Annotated in this window: 16 protein-coding genes; 8 read left to right on the forward strand and 8 right to left on the reverse strand. The window is 72.9% G+C overall.

Annotation, left to right across the window (positions count from 1 at the left end; all coding sequences use genetic code 11):
• Positions 1 to 307: 307 nt before the first annotated feature.
• Positions 308 to 2,824 (reverse strand): ABC transporter family substrate-binding protein, encoded by a 2,517-nt coding sequence (locus tag ACZ3ZE_RS24490; RefSeq protein ID WP_467260665.1) that lies wholly within the window; start codon positions 2,822 to 2,824, stop codon positions 308 to 310.
• A gap of 301 nt (positions 2,825 to 3,125) precedes the next feature.
• On the opposite strand from ACZ3ZE_RS24490, the gene ACZ3ZE_RS24495 reads away from it, so the two are divergent.
• The 5 genes from ACZ3ZE_RS24495 to ACZ3ZE_RS24515 all read left to right on the forward strand — a co-directional run bounded on the left by ACZ3ZE_RS24495 (position 3,126) and on the right by ACZ3ZE_RS24515 (position 8,530).
• Positions 3,126 to 3,350, forward strand: a complete 225-nt coding sequence (locus ACZ3ZE_RS24495) for a hypothetical protein (protein WP_361166537.1) — start codon at positions 3,126 to 3,128, stop codon at positions 3,348 to 3,350.
• Between the two features lie 16 nt (positions 3,351 to 3,366).
• Positions 3,367 to 4,197 carry a hypothetical protein gene (locus ACZ3ZE_RS24500; protein ID WP_361166534.1) on the forward strand — a complete coding sequence of 277 codons (831 nt, stop codon included), beginning with the start codon at positions 3,367 to 3,369 and terminating at the stop codon, positions 4,195 to 4,197.
• Between the two features lies 1 nt (position 4,198).
• Complete coding sequence (locus ACZ3ZE_RS24505) at positions 4,199 to 6,103, forward strand: fumarate reductase/succinate dehydrogenase flavoprotein subunit (protein ID WP_361166531.1); 1,905 nt, start codon at positions 4,199 to 4,201, stop codon at positions 6,101 to 6,103.
• Positions 6,100 to 6,870 carry a succinate dehydrogenase/fumarate reductase iron-sulfur subunit gene (locus tag ACZ3ZE_RS24510; protein ID WP_361166528.1) on the forward strand — a complete coding sequence of 257 codons (771 nt, stop codon included), beginning with the start codon at positions 6,100 to 6,102 and terminating at the stop codon, positions 6,868 to 6,870. Before ACZ3ZE_RS24505 ends, ACZ3ZE_RS24510 begins: the two co-directional genes overlap by 4 nt.
• Before the next feature lie 340 nt (positions 6,871 to 7,210).
• Positions 7,211 to 8,530 (forward strand): peptidoglycan DD-metalloendopeptidase family protein, encoded by a 1,320-nt coding sequence (locus tag ACZ3ZE_RS24515; protein ID WP_361166525.1) that lies wholly within the window; start codon positions 7,211 to 7,213, stop codon positions 8,528 to 8,530.
• Positions 8,531 to 8,614: 84 nt separating this feature from the next.
• Here ACZ3ZE_RS24515 and ACZ3ZE_RS24520 read toward each other — a convergent pair whose 3' ends face one another.
• Positions 8,615 to 9,634 carry a glycoside hydrolase family 18 protein gene (locus tag ACZ3ZE_RS24520; protein ID WP_361166522.1) on the reverse strand — a complete coding sequence of 340 codons (1,020 nt, stop codon included), beginning with the start codon at positions 9,632 to 9,634 and terminating at the stop codon, positions 8,615 to 8,617.
• A gap of 138 nt (positions 9,635 to 9,772) precedes the next feature.
• Here ACZ3ZE_RS24520 and ACZ3ZE_RS24525 point away from each other — a divergent pair, with 138 nt between their 5' ends.
• Entirely contained in the window at positions 9,773 to 11,875 is a 2,103-nt protein-coding gene (locus tag ACZ3ZE_RS24525) for a TPM domain-containing protein (RefSeq protein ID WP_361625255.1), read from the forward strand.
• Between the two features lie 40 nt (positions 11,876 to 11,915).
• Positions 11,916 to 12,623: a PspA/IM30 family protein gene (locus tag ACZ3ZE_RS24530; protein WP_361166516.1), complete on the forward strand. Its 708-nt coding sequence runs from the start codon at positions 11,916 to 11,918 to the stop codon at positions 12,621 to 12,623.
• A 118-nt stretch (positions 12,624 to 12,741) separates the two neighbouring features.
• On the opposite strand, the gene ACZ3ZE_RS24535 is transcribed toward ACZ3ZE_RS24530, so the two are convergent.
• The 6 genes from ACZ3ZE_RS24535 to ACZ3ZE_RS24560 form a co-directional block, all read right to left on the reverse strand.
• Positions 12,742 to 15,348: a SpoIIE family protein phosphatase gene (locus ACZ3ZE_RS24535; protein ID WP_361625252.1), complete on the reverse strand. Its 2,607-nt coding sequence runs from the start codon at positions 15,346 to 15,348 to the stop codon at positions 12,742 to 12,744.
• 144 nt (positions 15,349 to 15,492) lie between these two features.
• Positions 15,493 to 15,915: an ATP-binding protein gene (locus ACZ3ZE_RS24540; protein WP_361166510.1), complete on the reverse strand. Its 423-nt coding sequence runs from the start codon at positions 15,913 to 15,915 to the stop codon at positions 15,493 to 15,495.
• Between the two features lie 109 nt (positions 15,916 to 16,024).
• Complete coding sequence (locus ACZ3ZE_RS24545; protein ID WP_361166507.1) at positions 16,025 to 16,477, reverse strand: (deoxy)nucleoside triphosphate pyrophosphohydrolase; 453 nt, start codon at positions 16,475 to 16,477, stop codon at positions 16,025 to 16,027.
• Between the two features lie 68 nt (positions 16,478 to 16,545).
• A complete protein-coding gene (locus ACZ3ZE_RS24550) occupies positions 16,546 to 16,725 on the reverse strand; it encodes an SPOR domain-containing protein (protein WP_361166504.1) in 180 nt (59 codons plus the stop codon).
• 155 nt (positions 16,726 to 16,880) lie between these two features.
• On the reverse strand, positions 16,881 to 18,590 hold the full coding sequence (locus tag ACZ3ZE_RS24555; RefSeq protein WP_467260668.1) for a purine-cytosine permease family protein: 1,710 nt from the start codon (positions 18,588 to 18,590) through the stop codon (positions 16,881 to 16,883).
• A 304-nt stretch (positions 18,591 to 18,894) separates the two neighbouring features.
• A complete protein-coding gene (locus tag ACZ3ZE_RS24560; RefSeq protein WP_361166498.1) occupies positions 18,895 to 19,647 on the reverse strand; it encodes a GntR family transcriptional regulator in 753 nt (250 codons plus the stop codon).
• Positions 19,648 to 19,833: 186 nt separating this feature from the next.
• Between ACZ3ZE_RS24560 and ACZ3ZE_RS24565 the strand changes: the two genes are divergently transcribed.
• Complete coding sequence (locus ACZ3ZE_RS24565; protein WP_361166495.1) at positions 19,834 to 21,180, forward strand: glycoside hydrolase family 18 protein; 1,347 nt, start codon at positions 19,834 to 19,836, stop codon at positions 21,178 to 21,180.
• The last annotated feature ends 85 nt before the right edge of the window (positions 21,181 to 21,265 follow it).

The following is a 21,265-nucleotide window of genomic DNA, read 5'->3' on the forward strand; positions in this document are numbered from 1 at the left end:
CTTACGCCCGCCGGGCGGACGCGCCACGGCTATGTCCTATGGTACGGGGCTGCCGTGCAAGGGGCTTCCCCACCCGGGATCCGAGGGGTTCTACTGGGGGGTTCCGCCGGTACGGGAGTGCCGGCGGTGGTGCGTGGGGGCATGCGCGGGGAGTGCTGTACGGGTGACGTACGGGTGTGGTGAGGAGGTCGTGCGGCCGGGTCAAGGGGCCGACGTGATCCTGCCCGCCGGGATCACCGGCGGGCAAGGAACTTGAGCTGCTTCTGAGCTTGCGACTTGGACTTTCGGCGGCTTTAGGGTATTGCGCTCACTTGCGGGTGTTGCGCTCCGGTCCCTGTGCGGACGCGGGCTTCTTGTAGCCGATGTCCTGGTAGCGCGGGGCGCCCAGACCCCAGGCGCCGGCGTTCACCACGTCGCTCTTGGCGGCGACCAGCTGGGGGCGCTGGTACAGCGGGATGGAGCCGGCCGCGGCCCAGATCCGGGCGTCGGCCTGGCGGACCAGGTCGCGGGCCTCGTCCTCGTCGAGGGTGCCCACCGCCTGGTCGAACAACTGATCGATGCGGTCGGTGCCGACCCGGGCGTAGTTCTGCTCGACGAGCAGCGAGCCGTCGGAGGCGGGCTCCGGCTTGGCGAAGATCGGCCGGGCGTCGGTCGCCGGGAAGGCGGTGGCGGGCCAGGAGTAGAGGGCCAGGTCGTAGTCGCCGGAGGCGATGTGGTCCTTGAAGAAGCTCTCGTCGGACACCTTCGTCACCGCGGTACGGATGCCCACGGCGTCGAGCATCCGGACGATCCGGTCGCCGACCGCCCGCAGCGACTCCGAACCGGGACCCGAGGGCAGGACGAAACGGAGGCTGAGCGGCTTGCCGTCCTTGCCCAGCGCCTGGGCGGCCGCGTCCACGACCGCCGGGGCGGCGGAACCGCGCGGGGCGTAGGCCCCGGCCACGCCCTTGGCCTCGGACCTGGCCTGCGCCTGCGCCTGCGCCTGCGCCTGCGCCTGCGCCTGCGCCTGCGCGGCGGCCGGGGCGCCGGCGCCGGTCCCGGTCCCGGTGGCCGTGCCGGTGCCGGTGTCCAGCGCCTCGGCCTGCCGGAGCAGGGCCGCGCTCTGGAAGGCGGCGACGGGGGCGGGGGCGAGGATGTTGGTGCCGTTCTCGGGACCGCCGGCGCCGATCAGGGGGGCGGCCGGACGGGCGCCGGGCTTGTCGTCGCCGACGATGTAGAGACCGTCGTCGGAGGCGACGTCGCCCTCCTTCTTCTTGGCGGCCTTCTCGCCGGCCTTCTCGCCGGGCCTGCCGGCGGCCTCCCCTTCCCCTTCCTTCCCTTCCTCTCCTGCCTTCGCTCCCTGCTCGGCTTTCGCTCCCTGCTCGGCCTTCTCCTTCTCCGCCTTCGTGGCGGTGCTGCCCGCCTTCGCCCCGGCCGGCTTCTTCAGGGCGCCGCCCGGCACCCAGCCCGCGTCGGCGAGGAGCGCCCGCGCCTCCTTGGTGTCCTGGTCGCCGAGCGCGTCGCTGCTGTCGGCGTAGGCGGCCTGCCCGGCGAGGGCCAGGTGGCTGCCCGGGGGCTTGGCCGGGAGGCCGAGCGGCTTGAGCACGGTCTCGGCCAGCTCCTGGCGGTTGATCGCGCGGGCCACCGCCCGGCGGACCCGCTCGTCGGAGAGCGCGCCGGACTCCCCGTTGAGGGAGAGCTGGGTGTACGCGGGCTCCAGGGACTTCCGTACGACGAACCGGGCCAGGCCGTCCTGCTCGGTCGCGTACCGGGCGATGGCCTGCTGGTTCTTCTCCCGGGCGGCCTGGACCTGGGCGGCCTTCTCCTCGTCGGAGCCGTGTGCGAGGGCCCAGGAGCGCAGGGCCGCGGCGGGGGTGGTCCCGGCGCCGGGCCCGTGGGTGAGGGCCTTCCCGCCGTTGCGGCCGGCCCGGGCGTCCCGTACCGCGAGCGCGATCCGGTCGGCGGCCGAGCGGTCGATCTCGGCCAGGTCCAGCTTGCCCGCGGCGAGCGCGGCGGCCCGGTCGGCGCGGGGGACGGCCTTGAGGACGATGCTGTCCAGCTTGGGGGTCTGGCCCCACCAGCGCGGGTTGCGGGTGAGGGTGACGTCGCCGCTCTTGCGGTCCACCGTCTTCAGCAGGAACGGTCCTGCTGTGGCCTTGAGGGAGGCGCGCGCGCCGTCGTTGAAGGCGTTCGGGGTACCCATCACCTGCTTCGGGTACAGCGGGGTGAAGAGCGACCGCCAGTCGGCGTACGGCTTGCCGAAGGTGACCCGCACCTCCAGGTCGTTCTTGCCGCGCTCGATCTTCTCGATCCGCTCGTAGCCGGCGTTGCGCGCGGTCCAGTACGCGGTGTCCCGGCCGCTCAGCGCCCGCCACTGGGCGACGAAGTCCGGGGCGCCGATCTCGCGCCCGTCGCTCCAGACCGCCTGCTGGTTGAGCTTGTAGAGGACGACCTGCTTGGGCTCGGTCTCGACGACCTGGGCGGACTCCAGGTAGTCCGGGTTGATCTGCGGCCGGCCGCGGCCGTCCAGGGTGTAGAGGGAGGGGAGCACGGCTCCGGCGATGCGGTTGGTGGCGCCGTCGGCGTCGGCCTGGAAGGCGTTCAGGGTGGTGGGCAGCGCGTCGACGGCCCAGCGCAGGGACCCTCCGTCGGCGACCTGGTCGCGCGCGGCCGGCGCGTTGTCCTGGGCGGCGGCGGGGGTCTCGTCGGCGCTGTCGCCGGAGCTGCATCCGGAGAGCACGGCGAGGGCGAGCACGGCACTGCTGAGGGTGGCTACGGAGCGGAGCGTGCGGGAGCGGGGGCTCCTGGAGCATGTCCTCCCGCGAGGGGCGCCGAACTGGGACATGACTTGTACCCCTTCGTCCAGTTTTATGCCATTTGGAGATGATCACACCTATTGCTCATACACTGAAAAGGACGGAGCGGATCCGGCCACGGCGACACGGCGGCACGAACGGCGAACCCCACTCGTGCGGCCCAACCGCCGGGACATGGGGACGCTCCGGACGAGTGGAATCCCGTACGCACTGCTTCACAAGCGGGATGTGACGCGCGACACTCTCCCCCAGGTCTCGGCTTCGCTCGGCCAGAGGGGGACCCCCCCTCGCGTGATCGCAGACCGCGCGTTCGCGGAAGTGAGGGCAACCATGTCCGTTCAGGACGATCTGGCGGCCGTCAAGCGTCGCCTGCAGGACCTGGAGCACACGGTCGAAGAGCTGGAACGCCGCGTCGGGACGGAGCGGGCCGCACCCCAGCCCCCGGAGGGCCGCGCCGAGAGCCTGGTGACCATCCCCGACACCCCGTACGACAGCGGGCTGTGGACGGACACCGACGACGAGGGCCTGGGAGCGCGCGACCGCCACGCGCCGTAGAACCGAGGAGGCCCCGTTGGCCACAGGCACCCAACCCCCGCCGAGGACCGGAGCGGCGACGGGGGTGCGCTCCCCGGGGCGCGCCTCCCTCGCCGCCCGCCATCTGCGCACCGACCGCTGGTGGCTGGCGCCCGCCGTCACCGCCGCGGGACTGCTCGCCTTCGTCGCGTACTCGACCTGGCGGGCCTTCGCGAACGCCGACTACTACGCCGCCCCCTATGTGTCGCCGTTCTACTCGCCGTGCCTCGCGGAGAACTGCGTCCCCATGCGCGGCGGGCCGAACTGGGCGCTCTTCGGCAGCTGGTGGGGCCTGTCCCCCGCGCTGCTGATCCTGGTCTTCCCGCTCGGCTTCCGGCTGACCTGCTACTACTACCGCAAGGCCTACTACCGGGGGTTCTGGGCGTCTCCCCCGGCCTGCGCGGTCGCCGAACCCCACCGCACGTACACCGGCGAGACCCGGCTCCCGCTGATCCTGCAGAACGCGCACCGCTACTTCTTCTACCTGGCCCTGCCGGTCGCCGGGATCCTCACCTACGACACCGTGCTCACCTTCCGGGACTCCTCCTACGCCTGGGGCCACGCGGGGCTCGGGACGGTGCTGTACGTCGTCAACATCGCGCTCATCTGGTCGTACACCCTCTCCTGCCACTCCTGCCGGCACGTCGTGGGCGGGCGGCTGCGGCACTTCTCCCGGCACCCGGTCCGCTACCGGCTGTGGACCTGGGTGGGCCGGCTGAACCGGCGTCACATGCTGCTCGCCTGGTCCTCGCTGATCAGCGTCGCCGTCTGCGACCTGTACGTGTATCTGCTCGCCACCGGTGCCTTCGACGACCCGAGGTTCTTCTGAGATGAGTCCTGTGGAACGACAGCGGTGGGACGTGATCGTGGTCGGCGCCGGCGGTGCCGGGCTGCGCGCGGCGATCGAGGCGCGGCGCCGGGGCGCCCGTACCGCCGTGATCTGCAAGTCCCTCTTCGGCAAGGCCCACACGGTGATGGCCGAGGGCGGCATCGCCGCCTCCATGGCCAACGCCAACCCGCACGACAGCTGGCAGGTCCACTTCCGCGACACCATGCGCGGCGGGAAGTTCCTCAACCAGTGGCGGATGGCCGAGCTCCACGCGCAGGAGGCGCCCGAGCGGGTGTGGGAGCTGGAGACCTGGGGCGCGCTCTTCGACCGCACGCCCGACGGGCGCATCTCCCAGCGCAACTTCGGCGGCCACGAGTACCCCCGCCTCGCGCACGTCGGCGACCGTACGGGGCTCGAACTGATCCGCACCCTCCAGCAGAAGATCGTCTCCCTCCAGCAGGAGGACTTCCGGGAGACCGGGGAGTACGAGTCCCGGCTGAAGGTCTTCCAGGAGTGCACGGTCACCCGCGTCCTGAAGACCGCGTCCGGGGAGCGGGTCGGCGGCGTCTTCTGTTACGAGCGGGAGACCGGCCGCTTCTTCGTCCTGGAGGCGCCGTCGGTGGTCCTCGCGACCGGTGGGATCGGCAAGTCCTTCAAGGTGACGTCCAACTCGTGGGAGTACACGGGCGACGGGCACGCGCTCGCCCTGCTCGCGGGGGCGCCGCTGGTCAACATGGAGTTCGTGCAGTTCCATCCGACCGGGATGGTCTGGCCGCCGTCGGTGAAGGGCATCCTCGTCACCGAGTCGGTGCGCGGCGACGGCGGGGTGCTCAGGAACTCCGAGGGCCGGCGGTTCATGTTCGACTACGTCCCCGAGGTCTTCAAGGAGAAGTACGCGCAGTCGGAGGAGGAGGGCGACCGCTGGTACGAGGACCCCGACCACAACCGGCGCCCGCCCGAGCTGCTGCCGCGCGACGAGGTGGCCCGCGCGATCAACGCCGAGGTCAAGGCGGGGCGCGGCTCCCCGCACGGCGGTGTCTTCCTCGACGTGTCGACCCGGATGCCGGCCGAGGTGATCCGGCGCCGGCTGCCCTCGATGTACCACCAGTTCAAGGAGCTGGCCGACGTCGACATCACGGCCGAGGCGATGGAGGTCGGGCCGACCTGTCACTACGTGATGGGCGGGGTGGCCGTCGAGTCGGAATCGGCGGCGACGGTCGGCGTTCCGGGCCTGTTCGCGGCCGGTGAGGTCGCGGGCGGGATGCATGGATCCAATCGGCTGGGGGGCAACTCGCTGTCGGACCTGCTGGTGTTCGGGCGGCGGGCGGGGATGCATGCGGCGGAGTACGCGTCGGATGGTGGATCCGATATCCACCATCCTGGATCCGATCGCGTGCCCGAGGAAGCCGTGGCCGCGGCGCGGGCGGAGGCCCTGGCGCCCTTCGAGGGCGGCGCGGCGGCCCCGGAGAACCCGTACACCCTCCATCAGGAGCTCCAGCAGACGATGAACGACCTCGTCGGGATCATCCGGCGGGAGGGCGAGATGGCGGAGGCGCTGGAGCGGATCGCGGAACTCCGTGAGCGCGCGGACCGGGTCTCCGTGGAGGGGCACCGGCAGTTCAACCCGGGCTGGCACCTGGCCCTGGACCTGCGGAACATGCTGCTGGTCAGCGAGTGCGTGGCCCGGGCGGCGCTGGAACGCACCGAGAGCAGGGGCGGGCACACCCGCGAGGACCACCCGGCGATGGACCGCGCCTGGCGCCCGGTGAACCTGCTGTGCCGGGCGGCGGGCCCCCGCATCGCGCTGGAACGGGTGGCCACCGAACCGATCAGGGCCGACCTCCTCGCGCTCTTCGAGCGGGAGGAGCTGGCGAAGTACCTGTCAGCGGAGGAGCTGGAGTCATGAGCACGTACCAGGCCCGCTTCCGGATCTGGCGGGGCGACGCCGACGGCGGCGATCTGACCGACTACACGGTGGAGGTGCACGACGGCGAGGTGGTCCTCGACATCGTGCACCGCCTCCAGGCCACCCAGGCCCCGGATCTCGCCGTGCGCTGGAACTGCAAGGCCGGCAAGTGCGGCTCCTGTTCGGCCGAGATCAACGGGCGGCCGCGGCTGATGTGCATGACCCGGATGTCGGTCTTCACGCGCGACGAGACCGTCACCGTGACCCCGATGCGCGCCTTCCCCGTGATCCGCGACCTGGTCACGGACGTCTCCTTCAACTACGCGAAGGCGCGCGAGATCCCGGCCTTCGTCCCGCCGGCCGGGCTCGCCCCGGGCGAGTACCGGATGCGGCAGGAGGACGTCGACCGCTCGCAGGAGTTCCGCAAGTGCATCGAGTGCTTCCTGTGCCAGGACACCTGCCATGTCGTCCGCGACCACGAGGAGAACAAACCCGCCTTCGCCGGCCCCCGCTTCCTCATGCGGATCGCCGAACTCGACATGCACCCGCTCGACGCGGCCGAGGAGACGGGCCTGGACCGCCGCCGCACCGCCCAGGACGAACACGGCCTCGGCTACTGCAACATCACCAAGTGCTGCACGGAGGTGTGCCCGGAGTCCATCCGGATCACGGACAACGCGCTGATCCCGATGAAGGAACGGGTCGTGGACCGGAAGTACGACCCGGTGGTGTGGCTGGGGAACAAGATCCGGCGACGGGGGCAGTGAGCCGGGGGTGATCCGGGGGCGGTTATCCGGGGGACCCTGATCCGGGGGGGGGCCGTAATCCGGGGGGCCGTGATCCGGGGGGCCGTGATCCGGGGGGCCGTGATCCGGGGGCGGTCAAGGGGGCCCAACCCGCCGTGCGACGGACGACCCGTCGGCCAATTTGGCATGCCCACGTAACGAGAGGGTCACAAGGGGGTGCTCCGGCCCGCGCCATGGGGACGCTCGCACGCGTCGGCGGGCCGCACACCCTGTGCCCGCCGTCGCCCCGGCGGAATCCGGCGGCGGTCGCCGGGCACCCCGTGGCGAGCGACGCCGGACCACACACCACGGAGGTCCCACGTTGCAGACCAGCAGGCGCCGCGGCGCCGTCCGCTCCCTCCTCACGACGGCCCTGGCCCTCGGCCTCGCGGCCGTCACCACCGGCACGGCGCAGGCGGGCACCCTTGCCCCCGCCGCCGCGCGCACGGCGAACGTCGTCACACGAGCCGGTGCCACGGCGGACTGCTCGGGCTCGGTGTCGATCTACGGAGCTCTGGCCGACGGCCGTCTGACCTACTCGCAGATCGACCCCTCGAACGGTGACCGGGTCAAGACCCTGGTCGGCCCCGACCTCGGCTTCGTCCCCAAGGCCCTGGCGACGCTCAACTTCAACACCGTCCTCGCCACCGACAGCGCCGGCACGCTCTATCGGATCGACATCAAGACCAACAACCTCTCCCTCGCCCTGCTCAACGCCCCCGTCGCCATCGGCACCGGCTGGACCCACGACAAGCTGACGTACGACGGACACGGGCACCTGTACGGGACCGCCGGGGGCATGCTCCTCCAGTACCTGGTGTCTCAGCCCAAGCCGGCCGGCTCCCAGCACATCGGCCAGCGCGTCGAGATCGGCACCGGTTTCGTCCTGAAGACCCTCACCGCCACCGGCGACGACCGGCTGCTCGCGAACACCTCCGACGGCCGGCTCCTGGAGTACCGGATCGACAGCACGGGCGGCTGGTCGAGCCGGCTGCTCGCCGCGGCCAACTGGTCCGGCTTCGACAAACTGGTCTCCCCCGGCGGGGGCCTCTACTACGGCGTGACCTCGGCCGGCGGCATGTACTGGTACCAGGACGTGAACCCCACCGACGGCTCGGGCGGCGACATCGTCTACCACAACGACGACCCGGTCGACGTCTCCGGCTGGACCCAGACCGTGCTGTCCGCGGAGCCGGAGACCGCCACCTGCGCCGGCCGGGACTTCGCCTACGTCCTGCCCTCGGGCGCCGTCCCCCGCAGCGAGCTGGACGACCCCCACCACGACTACGCGGCCATCGACATCCAGGTCCCGACCGGCACCCCGGTGTACGCGGTCACGCGCGGAACGGTCGGCTACATCGACGGCGGGTTCGGCAACGGCATCACCCTGACCGGCTCCGACGGCACCACGTACATCTACGGGCACCTCGACTCGCGCGGGGTCGCCTCGGGGACCACGGTCAGCCCCGGGCAGTACCTCGGCGAGTCCGGGAACACCGGCCAGTCGACCGGCCCGCACCTCCACTTCGAGATCCGGATCGGCGGCGTGAAGCACTGCCCGCAGCCGCTGCTCCTCGCCCTGTACGACGGCACGACCCCGCCCGCGCCGAACACCCTCCCCACCAGCGGCTGCTCCTACTGAGCCCGCGCCCGGGGCCGCACGGGGCGGCACCCCCGGCCCCGGGCCACCCAGCGGACCCGACCGAGCCCCACCCGGCCCCACCGGTCAGTGCCAGCCCTCCCGGTAGGCCGTCCAGTCCTCGTCCCGGGCCGCGAAGTCGACGTACAGGGCGAGGCCGAAGCGTTCGCGGTCCGGGTCGGTGCGGCCGAGGCCGAGGCGGGCGCCGTGGACGGCGGCCGTCACGGTCTCGGCGGACTCGTGGTGGCCGAGGTCGTCCTCGTGGAAGAACGGCAGGCCCATCAGCAGGTCCGTGCTCTCGGGAGTGACCTCCAGGGCGAGGCTGGTCTGCTGGGCGACGTACCCGCCGTAGAGGCCCTCCAGGGGCATCCAGGTGTCGTACGACATGACGGCTATCTGGTCGACGCGGCGGGCGACCTGGCCGAAGAACGCCTGCGACCACCACTTCTCGCTGCCGCTGAGCCCGCCGAGGACGGTGTGCGCGGCCGGCAGCGGGTCGATCTGGTGCGCGGCGACCGAGAGCTGCGCCTTGCGGGAGCGGGTCAGCGCGCCGAGGTCGTCGAGGAGGGAGAGGTAGTCGGCGTCGTCGGAGTGCAGGGGCTCCAGGTCGAAGTGGACGCCGTCGAAGCCCGCGTCGAGCACCTGCCGGGCGGAGGCCACCACGGCGACACGGGACGCGGGCCGCTCCAGGCGCAGCCCGTCGGGGCCCTCGGTGGCCAGGACGTCGCCCAGCCAGGCGTGCACCCGTATGCCGGGCAGCGTGCGGTGGACGGCGCCGACGAGCCAGGCCGCCCTCGGGTGGCGGGCGGCGGGCAGGGTGCCGTCGTGCTCCAGGGGGCCCGCGTGGACGTACAGGTCGCGGATGCCGGTCCCCTTGATGCGGGTGGCGAACGCGGCCAGGTCGGCGTCCTTCTTCCGGCCGTCGACCCAGGCGTGGCCGAGCCAGATGGCGTCCTTGCCGCGGCTCCGCGTGCCGTCGCGGAGCTCACCCGTGTAGTTCAGGCGCAGCGCGAGGCCGCCGACGAGCGGCGGGACGACCAGCAGCAGGACGAGGGCGAGGGCCCACCGGCGGGCGCGCCGCCACCGTCTGTTCGCTCGTGCGTCCATCTGGGCCCCCCGGGGATCGTCCTGTCACCTCGGCCACCGTAGCGGCGGCTACTGACAGTGACGCCGGACGATCGTGCGCGGTTTCCGCCCCGGGCGGCCCGGTCGCGGAGCTTCCGGGGCGGACATAGCCTCCCTTCTGTGACGCGAACAGCCACCCGAGCCCTGCTCGCGGTGCTGGTGGCGGCGTGGTGGCTGGTCGTGCCCGCCGTCCCCGGTGCCCGCGCCGACGACCCGGTCACGCTGTCCCGGGAGGGGCAGATCACCGACCGGGTGGGAGCGCTGGGCGACCGGCGGCCCGAGGTGGTGCGGGCCCTCGACGCGCTCTTCGACGCCCGCCGGGTGCAGCTCTTCGTCGTCTACGTACGGGACTTCTCCGGCCGCCCGGCCCAGAGCTGGGCCGACACCACCGCCGAGCGCAACGGCCTGGGCCGCGACGACGTCCTGCTCGCCGTCGCCACCCACGACCGGCAGTACGGCTACTCCGCCGACCCCGACTCGCGCTTCACCCAGGCCCAGCTCGACGACGTGGCCCGGACCGCGATCGAGCCCGCCCTGCGGCAGAACGACTGGGCGGGCGCGGCGATCGGCGCCGCGAACGGCTACTCCGCCGTCCTCGCCGGACAGCCCGTCCCCACCCCCGCGATCACACCCGGCCCCGCCGACCCCGGCACCGGGTCCGCCGGATCCGGCTCCCCCTCCGCGAGCGACCTCGTCCTGCCCGTCGTCCTGGTCGGCGGCGCCGGCGCGGTGGCGGCGTACGCGTACACCCGGCGGCGCAGGAAGAGCGGCCCCCGCACCACCCCGCCGCCCGGCGCCGGGCAGGGCCGGGGCACGCCGAAGGCACCCGCGCGGCCGACCCTGGAGGAGCTGGACGGCAGGGCCCGGCAGGCGCTGGTCGCCACCGACGACGCCGTCCGCACCAGCAACGAGGAACTCGGCTTCGCGGCGGCCCAGTTCGGCGACGAGGCGGCCGAGCCGTTCACCGCGGCCGTCCGGTACGCCGAGGGCGAGCTGACGGCCGCGTTCCGGCTGCGCCAGCAGCTCGACGACGCGTTCCCCGAGGACGACGCGACCCGCCGCTCGATGCTGGAGGAGATCCTGCGGCGCTGCGCGGACGTGAACGCCCGCCTCGACGCCGAAGCCGCCGACTTCGACCGGCTGCGCGCCCTGGAGCACAACGCCCCGCAGGCGCTCGCGGCCGTCGAGACGGCCTTCCGCGAGCAGACCGGCCGGATGGGTACGGCAGTGGCGGCGCTCGCGGCGATGCGCGAGCGGTACACCGAGTCCGCGGCGGCCCCGGTCTCCGGCGACGTCGAACAGGCCAAGGACCGGCTCGTGTTCGCGACCTCCACCGTCAACCAGGCCCGGCAGCACCTCGACGCCGGCGACAACGGCGCCGCCGCCGTGCAGATCCGGGCCGCGGAGGGCGCCGTCGACCAGGCGGCCCGGCTGATCGAGGCGGTCGACCGGCGGGCCAAGGAACTGGCGGAGGCCGTCGGCGGGCTGCCGGGCGCGCTCGCCGAGACCGAGGCGGACCTGGCGGACGCCCGCGGGCTGCTCCAGGGCACCGCGGAGGACGTGTCGACGGCGGACCTGCGGGGCCGGATCGGCCGGGCCGAGTCCGTACTCGCCGATGTGCGGGCGGCGGTGGAATCCGGCCGGTACGACCCGATCGAGGTGCTGCGCCGGGTCGAGCAGGCGGACGCCGCCCTCGACGAGGCCCTGGAGGGCGCCCGGGAGCGCGAGTCGGGCACCCGGCGCGCCCGGGCCCTGCTCGACCAGGCCCTGCTGACGGCCCGTTCCGCGATCGGCGCGGCCGGCGACTACGTCACGACGCACCGGGGCGCGGTCGGCGCCGAGGCCCGCACCCGGCTGGCCGAGGCCCGGCGCCGGCTCGACCGGGCGACGGAGCTCGCCGAGAGCGACCCGCAGTCCGCCCTGACGGAGGCGCAGCAGGCGGACGCGCTGGCCCGGCGGGCGCAGGAGCTGGCCGAGCTGGACGTACGGACGTACGGGAACCCCGACGGGTTCGGCGGCGGCACGGGAGCGGGCGGGTCCGGCGGGGGCGGGCTGGGCGGCGCGGTGCTCGGCGGCATCATCCTCGGCGGCCTGTTCGGCGGCGGCCGTGGCGGGGGCGGCGGTCACGGCGGGGGGTTCGGGGGCGGCGGCTTCGGCGGCGGCCCCGGCAGCTTCGGCGGCGGGGGCACGCGCGGCCGGCTGGGCGGCGGTGGCCGATTCTGACCGTGCGCCCTCACAGTTGTCCCACCCAAGGAGACCGACCATGAGCAAGCAGACCATCCTGGGCCGGGTCGCCCAGCTGGCGAAGGCCAACATCAACGCGCTCCTCGACCAGGCCGAGGATCCGCAGAAGATGCTGGACCAGTTGATCCGCGAGTACGCGGGCAACATCGCGGAGGCGGAGGAGGCGGTCGCCGCGACCATCGGCAACCTGCGGCTGATGGAGCAGGACCACCAGGAGGACGTGGACGCGGCGAAGGAGTGGGGCGAGAAGGCCCTGGCCGCGAGCCGAAGGGCGGACGAGCTGCGGGGCGGCGGGCAGACGGCGGAGGCGGACCGTTTCGACAACCTGGCGAAGGTGGCGCTGGGCCGGCAGCTCCAGGCGGAGAAGGAGGCGCGGACGGCGGAGCCGACGATCGCCGCGCAGACCGAGGTCGTACGGAAGCTCCGGAGCGGCCTCGACCAGATGAAGGCCAAGCTGGGCGAGCTCCAGGCCAAGCGGGACGAGCTGGTCGCGCGGGCGAAGTCCGCGCAGGCGCAGAACCGGATGATGGACGCGGTGAAGAGCGTCGACGTCCTCGACCCGACGAGCGAGCTGAGCCGCTTCGAGGACAAGGTGCGCCGGGAGGAGGCGAGGGCCCTGGGCAAGCAGGAGCTCGCGGCCTCCTCCCTGGACGCGCAGTTCGAGCAGCTGGACGCGCTCGGCGACCAGGCCGAGATCGAGGCCCGGCTCGCCGCCCTGAAGGGCTGAGCCGGGCGCGGTGGCCCGCTGCGGGTGGCCGCGGGTGACCCGCAGGTGCCGGCCGCTGGTGGCCCGCCGCTGCCGGCGGCTGGTGGCCCGCAGGTGCCGGCCGCTGGAGGCCCGCTGCTCAGAACATGCTGAGCAGCTGCTCCACCGAGGGCTCGGCGAGGCTGTCGCCGTCGGGCAGCGGCAGGTCGAACCAGACCGTCTTGCCGCGCGGGGTGCGGCGCGAGCCCCAGGCGGCGCTGAGCAGTCCGACCAGTTGCAGCCCGCGGCCGCCCTCGTCGGTGTCCTTGGCGCGGCGGCGGCGCGGCTGGACCAGGCCCGCGTCCCACACCTCGCAGACCAGGGTGCGGTCGCGCAGCAGCCGCAGCCGGATCTCCCCCTCGCCGTAGCGCAGGGCGTTGGTGACGAGTTCGCTGACGAGCAGTTCGACGGTGTCCACCAGGGGCTCCAGCTCCCAGGCGGTGAGCTGGGCGCGGGCCAGCTCGCGGGCCCGGCCGACGGAGCGGGGCTCCCTGGGCAGCCGCCAGTCGCCGACGGCCTCGGCGGGCAGTCCCTGGATACGGGCCATCAGCAGCGCGATGTCGTCCTCGCCGTGCCGGGTCTCCAGGGCGCTGAGGACCTGGTCGCAGACGTCCTCCAGGGGCCGGCCGGGGTTGCTCAGGGCGCTGCGGAAGGCGCTGAGGCCCTCGTCGAGCGGATGGTCGCGGGATTCGACGAGCCCGTCGGTGTAGAGGGCGAGCAGCGCGCCCTCGGGGAGTTCGACCTCGACCTCCTCGAAGGGTTCGCCGCCGACGCCCAGCGGCATCCCGGGCGGTACGTCGAGGAGCAGGGCCTCCTCGCCGGGTTCGACGAGCACGGGCGGCAGGTGGCCCGCGTTGGCGAAGGTGCAGCGCCGGGTGACCGGGTCGTAGACGGCGTACACGCAGGTGGCGAGGTAGACCTCGGAGAGCTCGGGCCCGCGTGCCTTGTGGGCGCGGGCGGACTGCTGGGCGCCGCCGGGGGCGCCGAGGCCGCGTGCGATCTCGTCGAGGTGGGACAGCACCTCGGCCGGTTCGAGATCGAGCTGGGCCAGGGTGCGTACGGCGGTGCGCAGTTCGCCCATGGCGACGGCGGCGCGCAGGCCGCGGCCCATGACGTCGCCGACGACCAGGGCGGTGCGGTGGCCGGGGAGCTGGATCACGTCGAACCAGTCGCCGCCGACCTCGGTGGCGTCGGCGCCGGGGAGGTAGCGGCAGGCGATGTCGAGGCCGGCCGCCTCGGGGTCGCCGGGCGGCAGGAGGCTGCGCTGGAGGATGAGGGCCCGCTCGTGTTCGCGCCGGTAGAGGCGGGCGTTGTCGATGCAGACGGCGGCGCGGGCGGCCAGTTCGACGGCGAGGGCCCGGTCCCGTTCGCCGAAGGGTTCACTGCCCTTGGCGCGGGAGAACTGCACGAGTCCGACGACGGTGTCGTGGGCGACCATCGGGACGACGAGGGTGGACTGGACGAGGCTGCCGTCCGCGCCGGGGACGGTGCTGAGGCGGCCGGTGCGCAGGGCGTCGGCGCACGGCGAGTTGAACGGGTAGCGGTGGACGGAGCCGAGCTCGATGGGGCCGTCGTCGCAACAGACCTCGCGGTCGGCCCCGGTGGCCCGGGCCGCCGCGTCGTCGCCGGCGGCCCGGGGCCTGCCGACCTGGACGCGGCTGTCGGAGACGGCGCTGGCGACGGCGACCCTGCGCAGTTCGGCGCTGCCGGCGCCGTAGCCGACGTCGTGGGAGCCGCCCATGCGTCCGGGCGGGGCCTCTTCGCCGGTGAGCAGGCCCTGGTAGAGGTCGACGGCGGCGAGGTCGCAGAAGCCGGGGACGGCGACGCCGAGGAGCTCGCGGGCGGTGGCCTCCAGGTCGAGGGAGTTGCCGATGCGGGTGCCGGCCTCGTTGAGGAGGGCGAGGTTGCGGCGGGCGCTGGCGGCCTCGCGGGCCGCGTTGTGCCGGCGGGTGACGTCGATGCCGAGGCCGGCGACGCCGACGGGCCGGCCGGTGCCGCCGTGCACGCGGTAGAGGTTGATCGACCACTGGCGGCGGTCGGTGGAGCCGGGGGCGGCGCCGACGATCTGGAGGTCGGCGACGGACTCGCCGGTCTCCAGGACCTTGCGCAGCGCGGCGGTCATCCGGTCGGCCTCGGACCGGGGCAGGTAGTCGTGGACGGTGCGGCCGCGGTGGTCGTCGGCGGAGCCGCCGAAGACGGTGGCGAAGCGCCGGTTGGCCCGCTTGACGGTCAGGTCGGTGCCGAAGAGGAGGAAGCCGAACGGGGATTGGCCGAAAATAGCCTGCGAGGCCGCCAGGTCGGTCTCGATCCGGCGCAGGGCGCGCACGTCCACCACGATGCAGAGGGCGGCCCGTCGCCCCGACGCGGTCTCGCTCGGCATGACGTACATCTCGGCGATGCCGTGCGGGCGGTCCTCCCCCGGCATGCGGAACGGGACCAGGCCCGTCCACTCCTTGCCGTCGAGGATCTCCCTGACCCGGCGATGGCCGCGCTCGCGCAGGTCGGCGGGCATGAAGGCCTCGACCGGGTCCTTGCCCATGGCGTCCTCGGCGGTCACGCCGAACAGCTCGACGGCCCGTCTGCTCCACTGCTCGACGAGCCCGTCGGGGCCTATCGAGAAGGAGGCGACCCGGATGTAGTCATAGATCGACCCGGGCGGGCTGCTCTGCCACACGACCCCGCTCGCCGTCTCAGGTATCTCGCTCACGCGACCGTCCCCTCCAGCTCACCGCACCGGACCGGCCATGAGCGCAGTATTCAGCACCATGGCCCCCGTCGGCACGACGTTCACGATCACAGGGTGGTCTCGTTCGCTTCCGGCCGAGGCCCGCTGATCGTCGTCCCACCCTGTTTACTCACCAGGCAGAGCCAGCTCGAACCACACGGTTTTGCCCGTCCTGCCCGCGCGGGTACCCCAGCGGCGTGCGGAACAGGCCACCAGCTGAAGTCCGCGCCCCCCTTCGTCCTCGGGTCCGGCGGGGCGCTCGGTGGGGCCGTCCGGAAGCGGATCGGAGACCTCCACGAGGAGCGCGGGGCCGTGTCCGGGGCCGCTTCCGTCGGCTCGGAGGCGGACCAGCCGGACTCCGATGGGCCCGGACGCGTAGCGCAGGGAGTTGGTCACCAGCTCGCTGACCAGCAGGATCGTCACATCGCCGATCACCGAGTCGAGCTGCCAGGCCCTCAGGGTGTCCCGCACCGCGTGGCGGGCCGTGCGCACGGCGTTGGCCTCCGCCGGAAAGTGCCACTCGGCACAGTCGCCTTCGGTGTCGATCACGAGGCCCACGTCCTATTTCGGGGGGTTAATCAGCACATACCCGATATTTGGAGTGGGATATCGCGCCGGGCGGCCGCCTGGGCGCACGGTGGCACGAACGGCGTAGGACTCAGTGGCGCGCGCCGTCCGCCGGGTTCGCCGGCAGCAGCCGGGCCGCCTCGGCGACGGCGGGCCGGTCCTGGTCGAGCCAGTCGACGGAGTCCAGCTCGTGACGGGCCAGCCAGCGCAGCTGGTCGTGGTCCTCCAGCGGGCGCGGCTCGCCGGAGAGCAGCCGGGCGGTCCACACCCGCAGCACGTATCCGGGCTTCAGCGGCCATTCGCCGGGGATGCGCTCACCCGGCTCGGTCTCGATGCCCAGCTCCTCGCGGAGCTCCCTGACCAGGGCCTCCTCGGGGCTCTCGCCCGGCTCCAGCTTGCCGCCGGGCAGTTCCCAGCGGCCGGCGAGTTCGGCGGGGGCGCTGCGGCGGGCGGCGAGCAGGCGCCCCTGGTCGTAGAGCGCCCCGGCCACCACGACGACGGGGTCGGGGCCGGGGCCGGCGGGGCGGGCGGGGTGATCGGTCATGGGGCGGAGCGTAACCCGGTCGGCCACGGGGACCGCCCGGACGCGGGGCCGCCGTGGACCCTGCCCGCTCAGAGCGCGGGCGAGCCGATCCGCTCGACCCAGTAGAGCTGCTTGTGGCCGCGGTCGTCGAGGCTGTCAGCGATCTTCTGGGCCTCGCCCTCGGTCGCGTACTGACCGACGCGGTAGCGGTTGCCGTTGTCGTCCTGCCGTATGACCAGCCAGGGAAGGACGGGGCCGCTGTCGCTCATCGGACTTCTCCCTCCGCCGGTCCGGCCATGTCTGACGATCTCCAGGAAATCGCAATCCGCATATGCCGGAGCTTACGCCTGACCTTTACACAGCGGATACGGGTTTTCACGAAGAGATACGTATCTGGCCAGTAACCGGCGGAGGGAGGCCGGGCTCAGGCCACCGGCGGCGCCGTGGGGACGGTCGGCACCGGCATCAGGACGGTTCCGGCGGCCTCCGGGTCCTTGCGGCAGACGTCCCCGCAGGTGGCGTCGAGGGAGCAGCACAGCGAGCAGATCGGACCGGAGTGGGCGGGGCAGTCGGCGATGTCGGGCAGCTCGTACGCGGTGGCGCAGACCGCGCACTCGTGGGTGGCGGTCACGTCGGGGACGGCCACGCCCGCACCGCTCACGGGGTTGGGCCGGGCCAGGTAGTACCTCCCCCGGGTCGCCCAGGCGATGAGCGGGCAGAGCACCACGGCGAGACCGGCGGCGATGAAGGTGGAGAAGGCCTCGGCGTACCGTCCGAAGAGACCGAAGAAAGCGAGGATCGAGACGACGGAGGCGATGCCCATGGCGCCGAAGCCGGCCGGGTTCACGGGGTACAGATAGGCGCGTTTGAACTCGATGTACGGCGGGCTCCAGCCGGCCCGCTTGTTGATGACGAGGTCGGCGGCGACGGCGGCGATCCAGGCGATGCCGACGTTGGAGTAGAAGCCCAGCAGCTTGCCCAGGGCCGCGAACATGTTCATCTCCATCAGCGTCAGCGCGATGACGAGGTTGAGGAAGATGTACCAGACCCGGCCGGGGTGGCGGTGGGTGAGCCGGGAGAAGAAGTTCGACCAGGACAGCGAGCCGCTGTACGCGTTGGTGACGTTGATCTTGATCTGGGAGACGATCACGAAGAGGGCCGCGGCGGGCAGCGCGAAGGATCCGAGCCAGGGCCGGAGCGCCTCGATCTGCGGGGCGATCGGCTCCAGGGCGTGGGTCTTGCCGACCGCCTCCAGGGCGACGAAGGCGAGGAAGGCGCCGCCGAGCTGCTTGGCCGCGCCGATGACCACCCAGCCGGGTCCGGCGGCGAGCACGGCGAGGTTCCAGCGCCGCTTGTTCTGCTCGGTCCTGGCGGGCATGAAGCGCAGGTAGTCGGCCTGTTCGCCGATCTGCGCGATGAGGGAGAGGGCCACACCGGTGCCGAGCCCGAAGCCGATCCAAGAGAAGCCGGAGCCGGCCCCCTCGGTGCCGCCGAAGGAGGCGAAGGCGCCCCAGGCGTCCGGCGCCTCGAAGGCGAGCACCAGGAAGGGCAGCACCAGGCCGACGAGCCACAGGGGTTGGGTCCAGGCCTGCACCTTGGCGAGGGCGCCCATGCCGCGGAAGACGATCGGGATCACGATCAGCGTGGTGACGAGATAGCCGATCTCGACCGGCAGCCCGAAGGCCTGGTGCATGGCCTGGGCCATGATCGAGCCTTCGAGCGCGAAGAAGATGAAGGTGAACGAGGCGTAGATGAGCGAGGTGAGGGTGGAGCCGAAGTAGCCGAAGCCGGCACCCCGGGTGACGAGGTCCATGTCGAGGCCGTACCGGGCGCAGGCGCGGGCGATCGGGATGCCGGTGAGGAAGATGACGACGGCGGCGGTGAGGATCGAGGCGGCTCCGCTGGTGAAGCCGTAGGTGAAGACGATCGAGGCGCCGATGGCGAAGTCGGCGAGGTAGGCGATGCCGCCGAGCGCGGTGCCGGCGACCGTCGCGGGCGACCAGCGCCGGAAGGAGTGCGGCGCGTAGCGCAGCGAGTAGTCCTCGCGGCTCTCGTCGGCGGCCAGTGCGGCATAGCGGCGGCGGGGTGGCGGGGCGGGCGCCGAGGTCCCCGGCGGGGTGACCGTGTCCGTCATGAGGGTTCCTGTTTCCTGTCGTCCGACCGGATTGCGGGTACGGACGAGGAAGGTAGGAGCGGGGCGTGACGATCCGTCGCGAGACGCGGTTGCCCCGGCGTTACGGGTACCGGCGCTCCGTCAACTCGGTGTGAACGGCGCCGGACACCCGGCACCGCACAACGGTCACCGGCCCGGCACGGACACCACCCGCCCCCGTCCCGCCGCCGCCGCCGTCCCGCCGCTCACCGGCCCACCCGCTCACCGGCCCACCCGGTCACCCGCTCACCCGCCCACCCGCTCACCGGCCCACCCGCTCATCCCGTCACCGCACGGGCAGGTGGTAGGCGATCCGGTAGCGGTCGGCGGGCACGACGACGTCCGCGGTCTCGACGGCCCGCCCGGAGGCGTAGTACGTCCGCTCGACCACCATCACCACATGGCCGGGGACGCCGCCGAGGGTCAGCAGCTCCTCCGCGAGGCCGGGCCTGGCGCCGACCTCCTCCACCACGTTGTCCACCACCACGTCGATCGCGGCCATCCGCTCCACCACCCCACAGCCGCCCAGCGGCCCCTCCTCGGGCAGCATGACCGGCGTGCGCCCGGTGACGGCGAGCGGCTCCCAGGAGGTGGAGAGCATCATCGGCTCGCCCGCGTCCCGGTAGACGTACCGCGTGCGCATCACCCGCTCCCCCGGCTCGATGCCGAGCCGGACGGCGATCTCCGCGCTCGCGGGCTCCTGCTCGCTGTTCGACTCCCAGGTGCCGCGCGCCCCTTCGGCGGCCTGCTCCTGCCGGAAGGGGGTGGCGCCCGCGGCGGGGCGGTAGCCGGAGCGGGCGATGGGGCGCGGCACGGGCCGCTCGCGCACATAGGTCCCCGAGCCCGAGCGCCCCTCGACCAGACCCTCGGCCATCAGGACCTTGCGCGCTTCCAGTGCGACGGTGTCCGACACCCCGTACTCCTCGCGGATGCGCGCCTGGGAGGGGAGCCGGGTGTGCGGGGGAAGCGAGCCGTTGGCGATCTTCTCCCGGAGATCGCTCGCCACACGCAGATAGGCCGGCTGCTCACCGAACGTCACTGGACACTCCCCTCAGGTTGACTGACAGCTACAGATTGACAACCGAGGGTGCGCGACCGCAAGCATGGGCCAAAGTTTCACTCGAAGTGATGACTTGCCTTTACGCAGGCGCTTACCGCAGGTATAGCCACCGAACTGCCTTCGGAATCCTTGACGTTGATGGTCCAGACCAATACGTTCCGCCTCATGCGTCGCAGAAGCCTTTCCCGGATGTCCGTCGCCGCCGTCTCCCTCGGCCTGCTCGCCGCCCTCGCCCCCGCCGCGGGCGCGGCCCAGACCTCTCACCAGCACGAGAAGCCCGCCAAGCCCGCGTACAAGCGCGTCGGCTACTTCACCCAATGGGGCGTCTACGGGCGGAACTTCCAGGTCAAGGACCTGGAGACCAGCGGCACCGCCGCCCGGCTCAGCCACATCAACTACGCCTTCGGCAACGTGAGCGCCGAAGGGAAGTGCTTCACCGGGAACGTTCCCGGCGAGGCCGACGCCTGGGCCGACTACGTGCGCCCGCTCGACGCGGCCGGTTCGGTCGACGGGGTCGCCGACACCCCGGACCAGCCGCTGGCCGGCAACTTCAACCAGCTGCGCGAGCTCAAGGCGGCGCACCCCGGCCTCAAGGTCATGATCTCGCTGGGCGGTTGGGGCTGGTCCACCCACTTCTCGGACGCGGCCCGCACCCCCGCCTCCCGCAAGGCCCTCGTCGCCTCCTGCGTCGACCTCTACATCAAGGGCAACCTGCCCGCCGACGGCGCCCGTGGCGGCGCGGGAGCCGCCGCGGGCCTCTTCGACGGCATCGACATCGACTGGGAGTGGCCCGGCTCCGCGGGCGACACCGACACCGTCTTCCGGCCGGAGGACAAGCAGAACTTCACGGCCCTGGTACGCGAGTTCCGCACCCAGCTCGACGCGTACGCGAAGACCGAGCGGAAGCGGAAGCACTACGAGCTGTCGGCGTTCGTGCCGACCGCGCCCGCCAAGATCGACGCGGGCTTCGAGGTCCGGAAGATCATGCGTGACCTCGACTTCGTCAACCTCCAGGGCTACGACTTCCACGGCAGCTGGGAGTCGACCACCGCCCAGCAGTCCGCGCTCTTCGCCCCCCGGGGCGACTTCAGCGTCGACCAGACCGTGAACGACTGGCTGCGGCGCGGCGCGCCCGCCCGCAAGCTGGTGGTCGGCATGCCGTTCTACGGCCAGGGCTGGACCGGCGTCACCGGCGGCGGCACCGGCCTCGGCAAGCCCGCGACCGGCGCGGCGGCCGGCACCTGGGGCGCCGGCTCCGAGGACTACGAGGCGCTGAGGAAGCTGGCCGAGTCGGGCGCGTCCACCGTGTACCGGGACCGCCGCAACGGGCACGCCTGGCTGTTCGACGGCACGACCCTGTGGACGTACGACGACCCGCAGGTCCTGCGTACCAAGTCGGCGTACGTACGGGCCAAGGGGCTCGGCGGCGCGATGTTCTGGTCGCTGGACGGGGACACCCCGGACGGCGAGCTGATCACCGCGGTGAACGGCGTGCTCGGCGGCCGACGCTGACGCCTGACGGAACGACGGCCTGACGGAACCACGGCCTGACGGAACCACGGACGGGGCCCGGTCTCGGCGAGACCGGGCCCCGTTG

Source organism: Streptomyces sp. NPDC023157, from assembly GCF_055560575.1.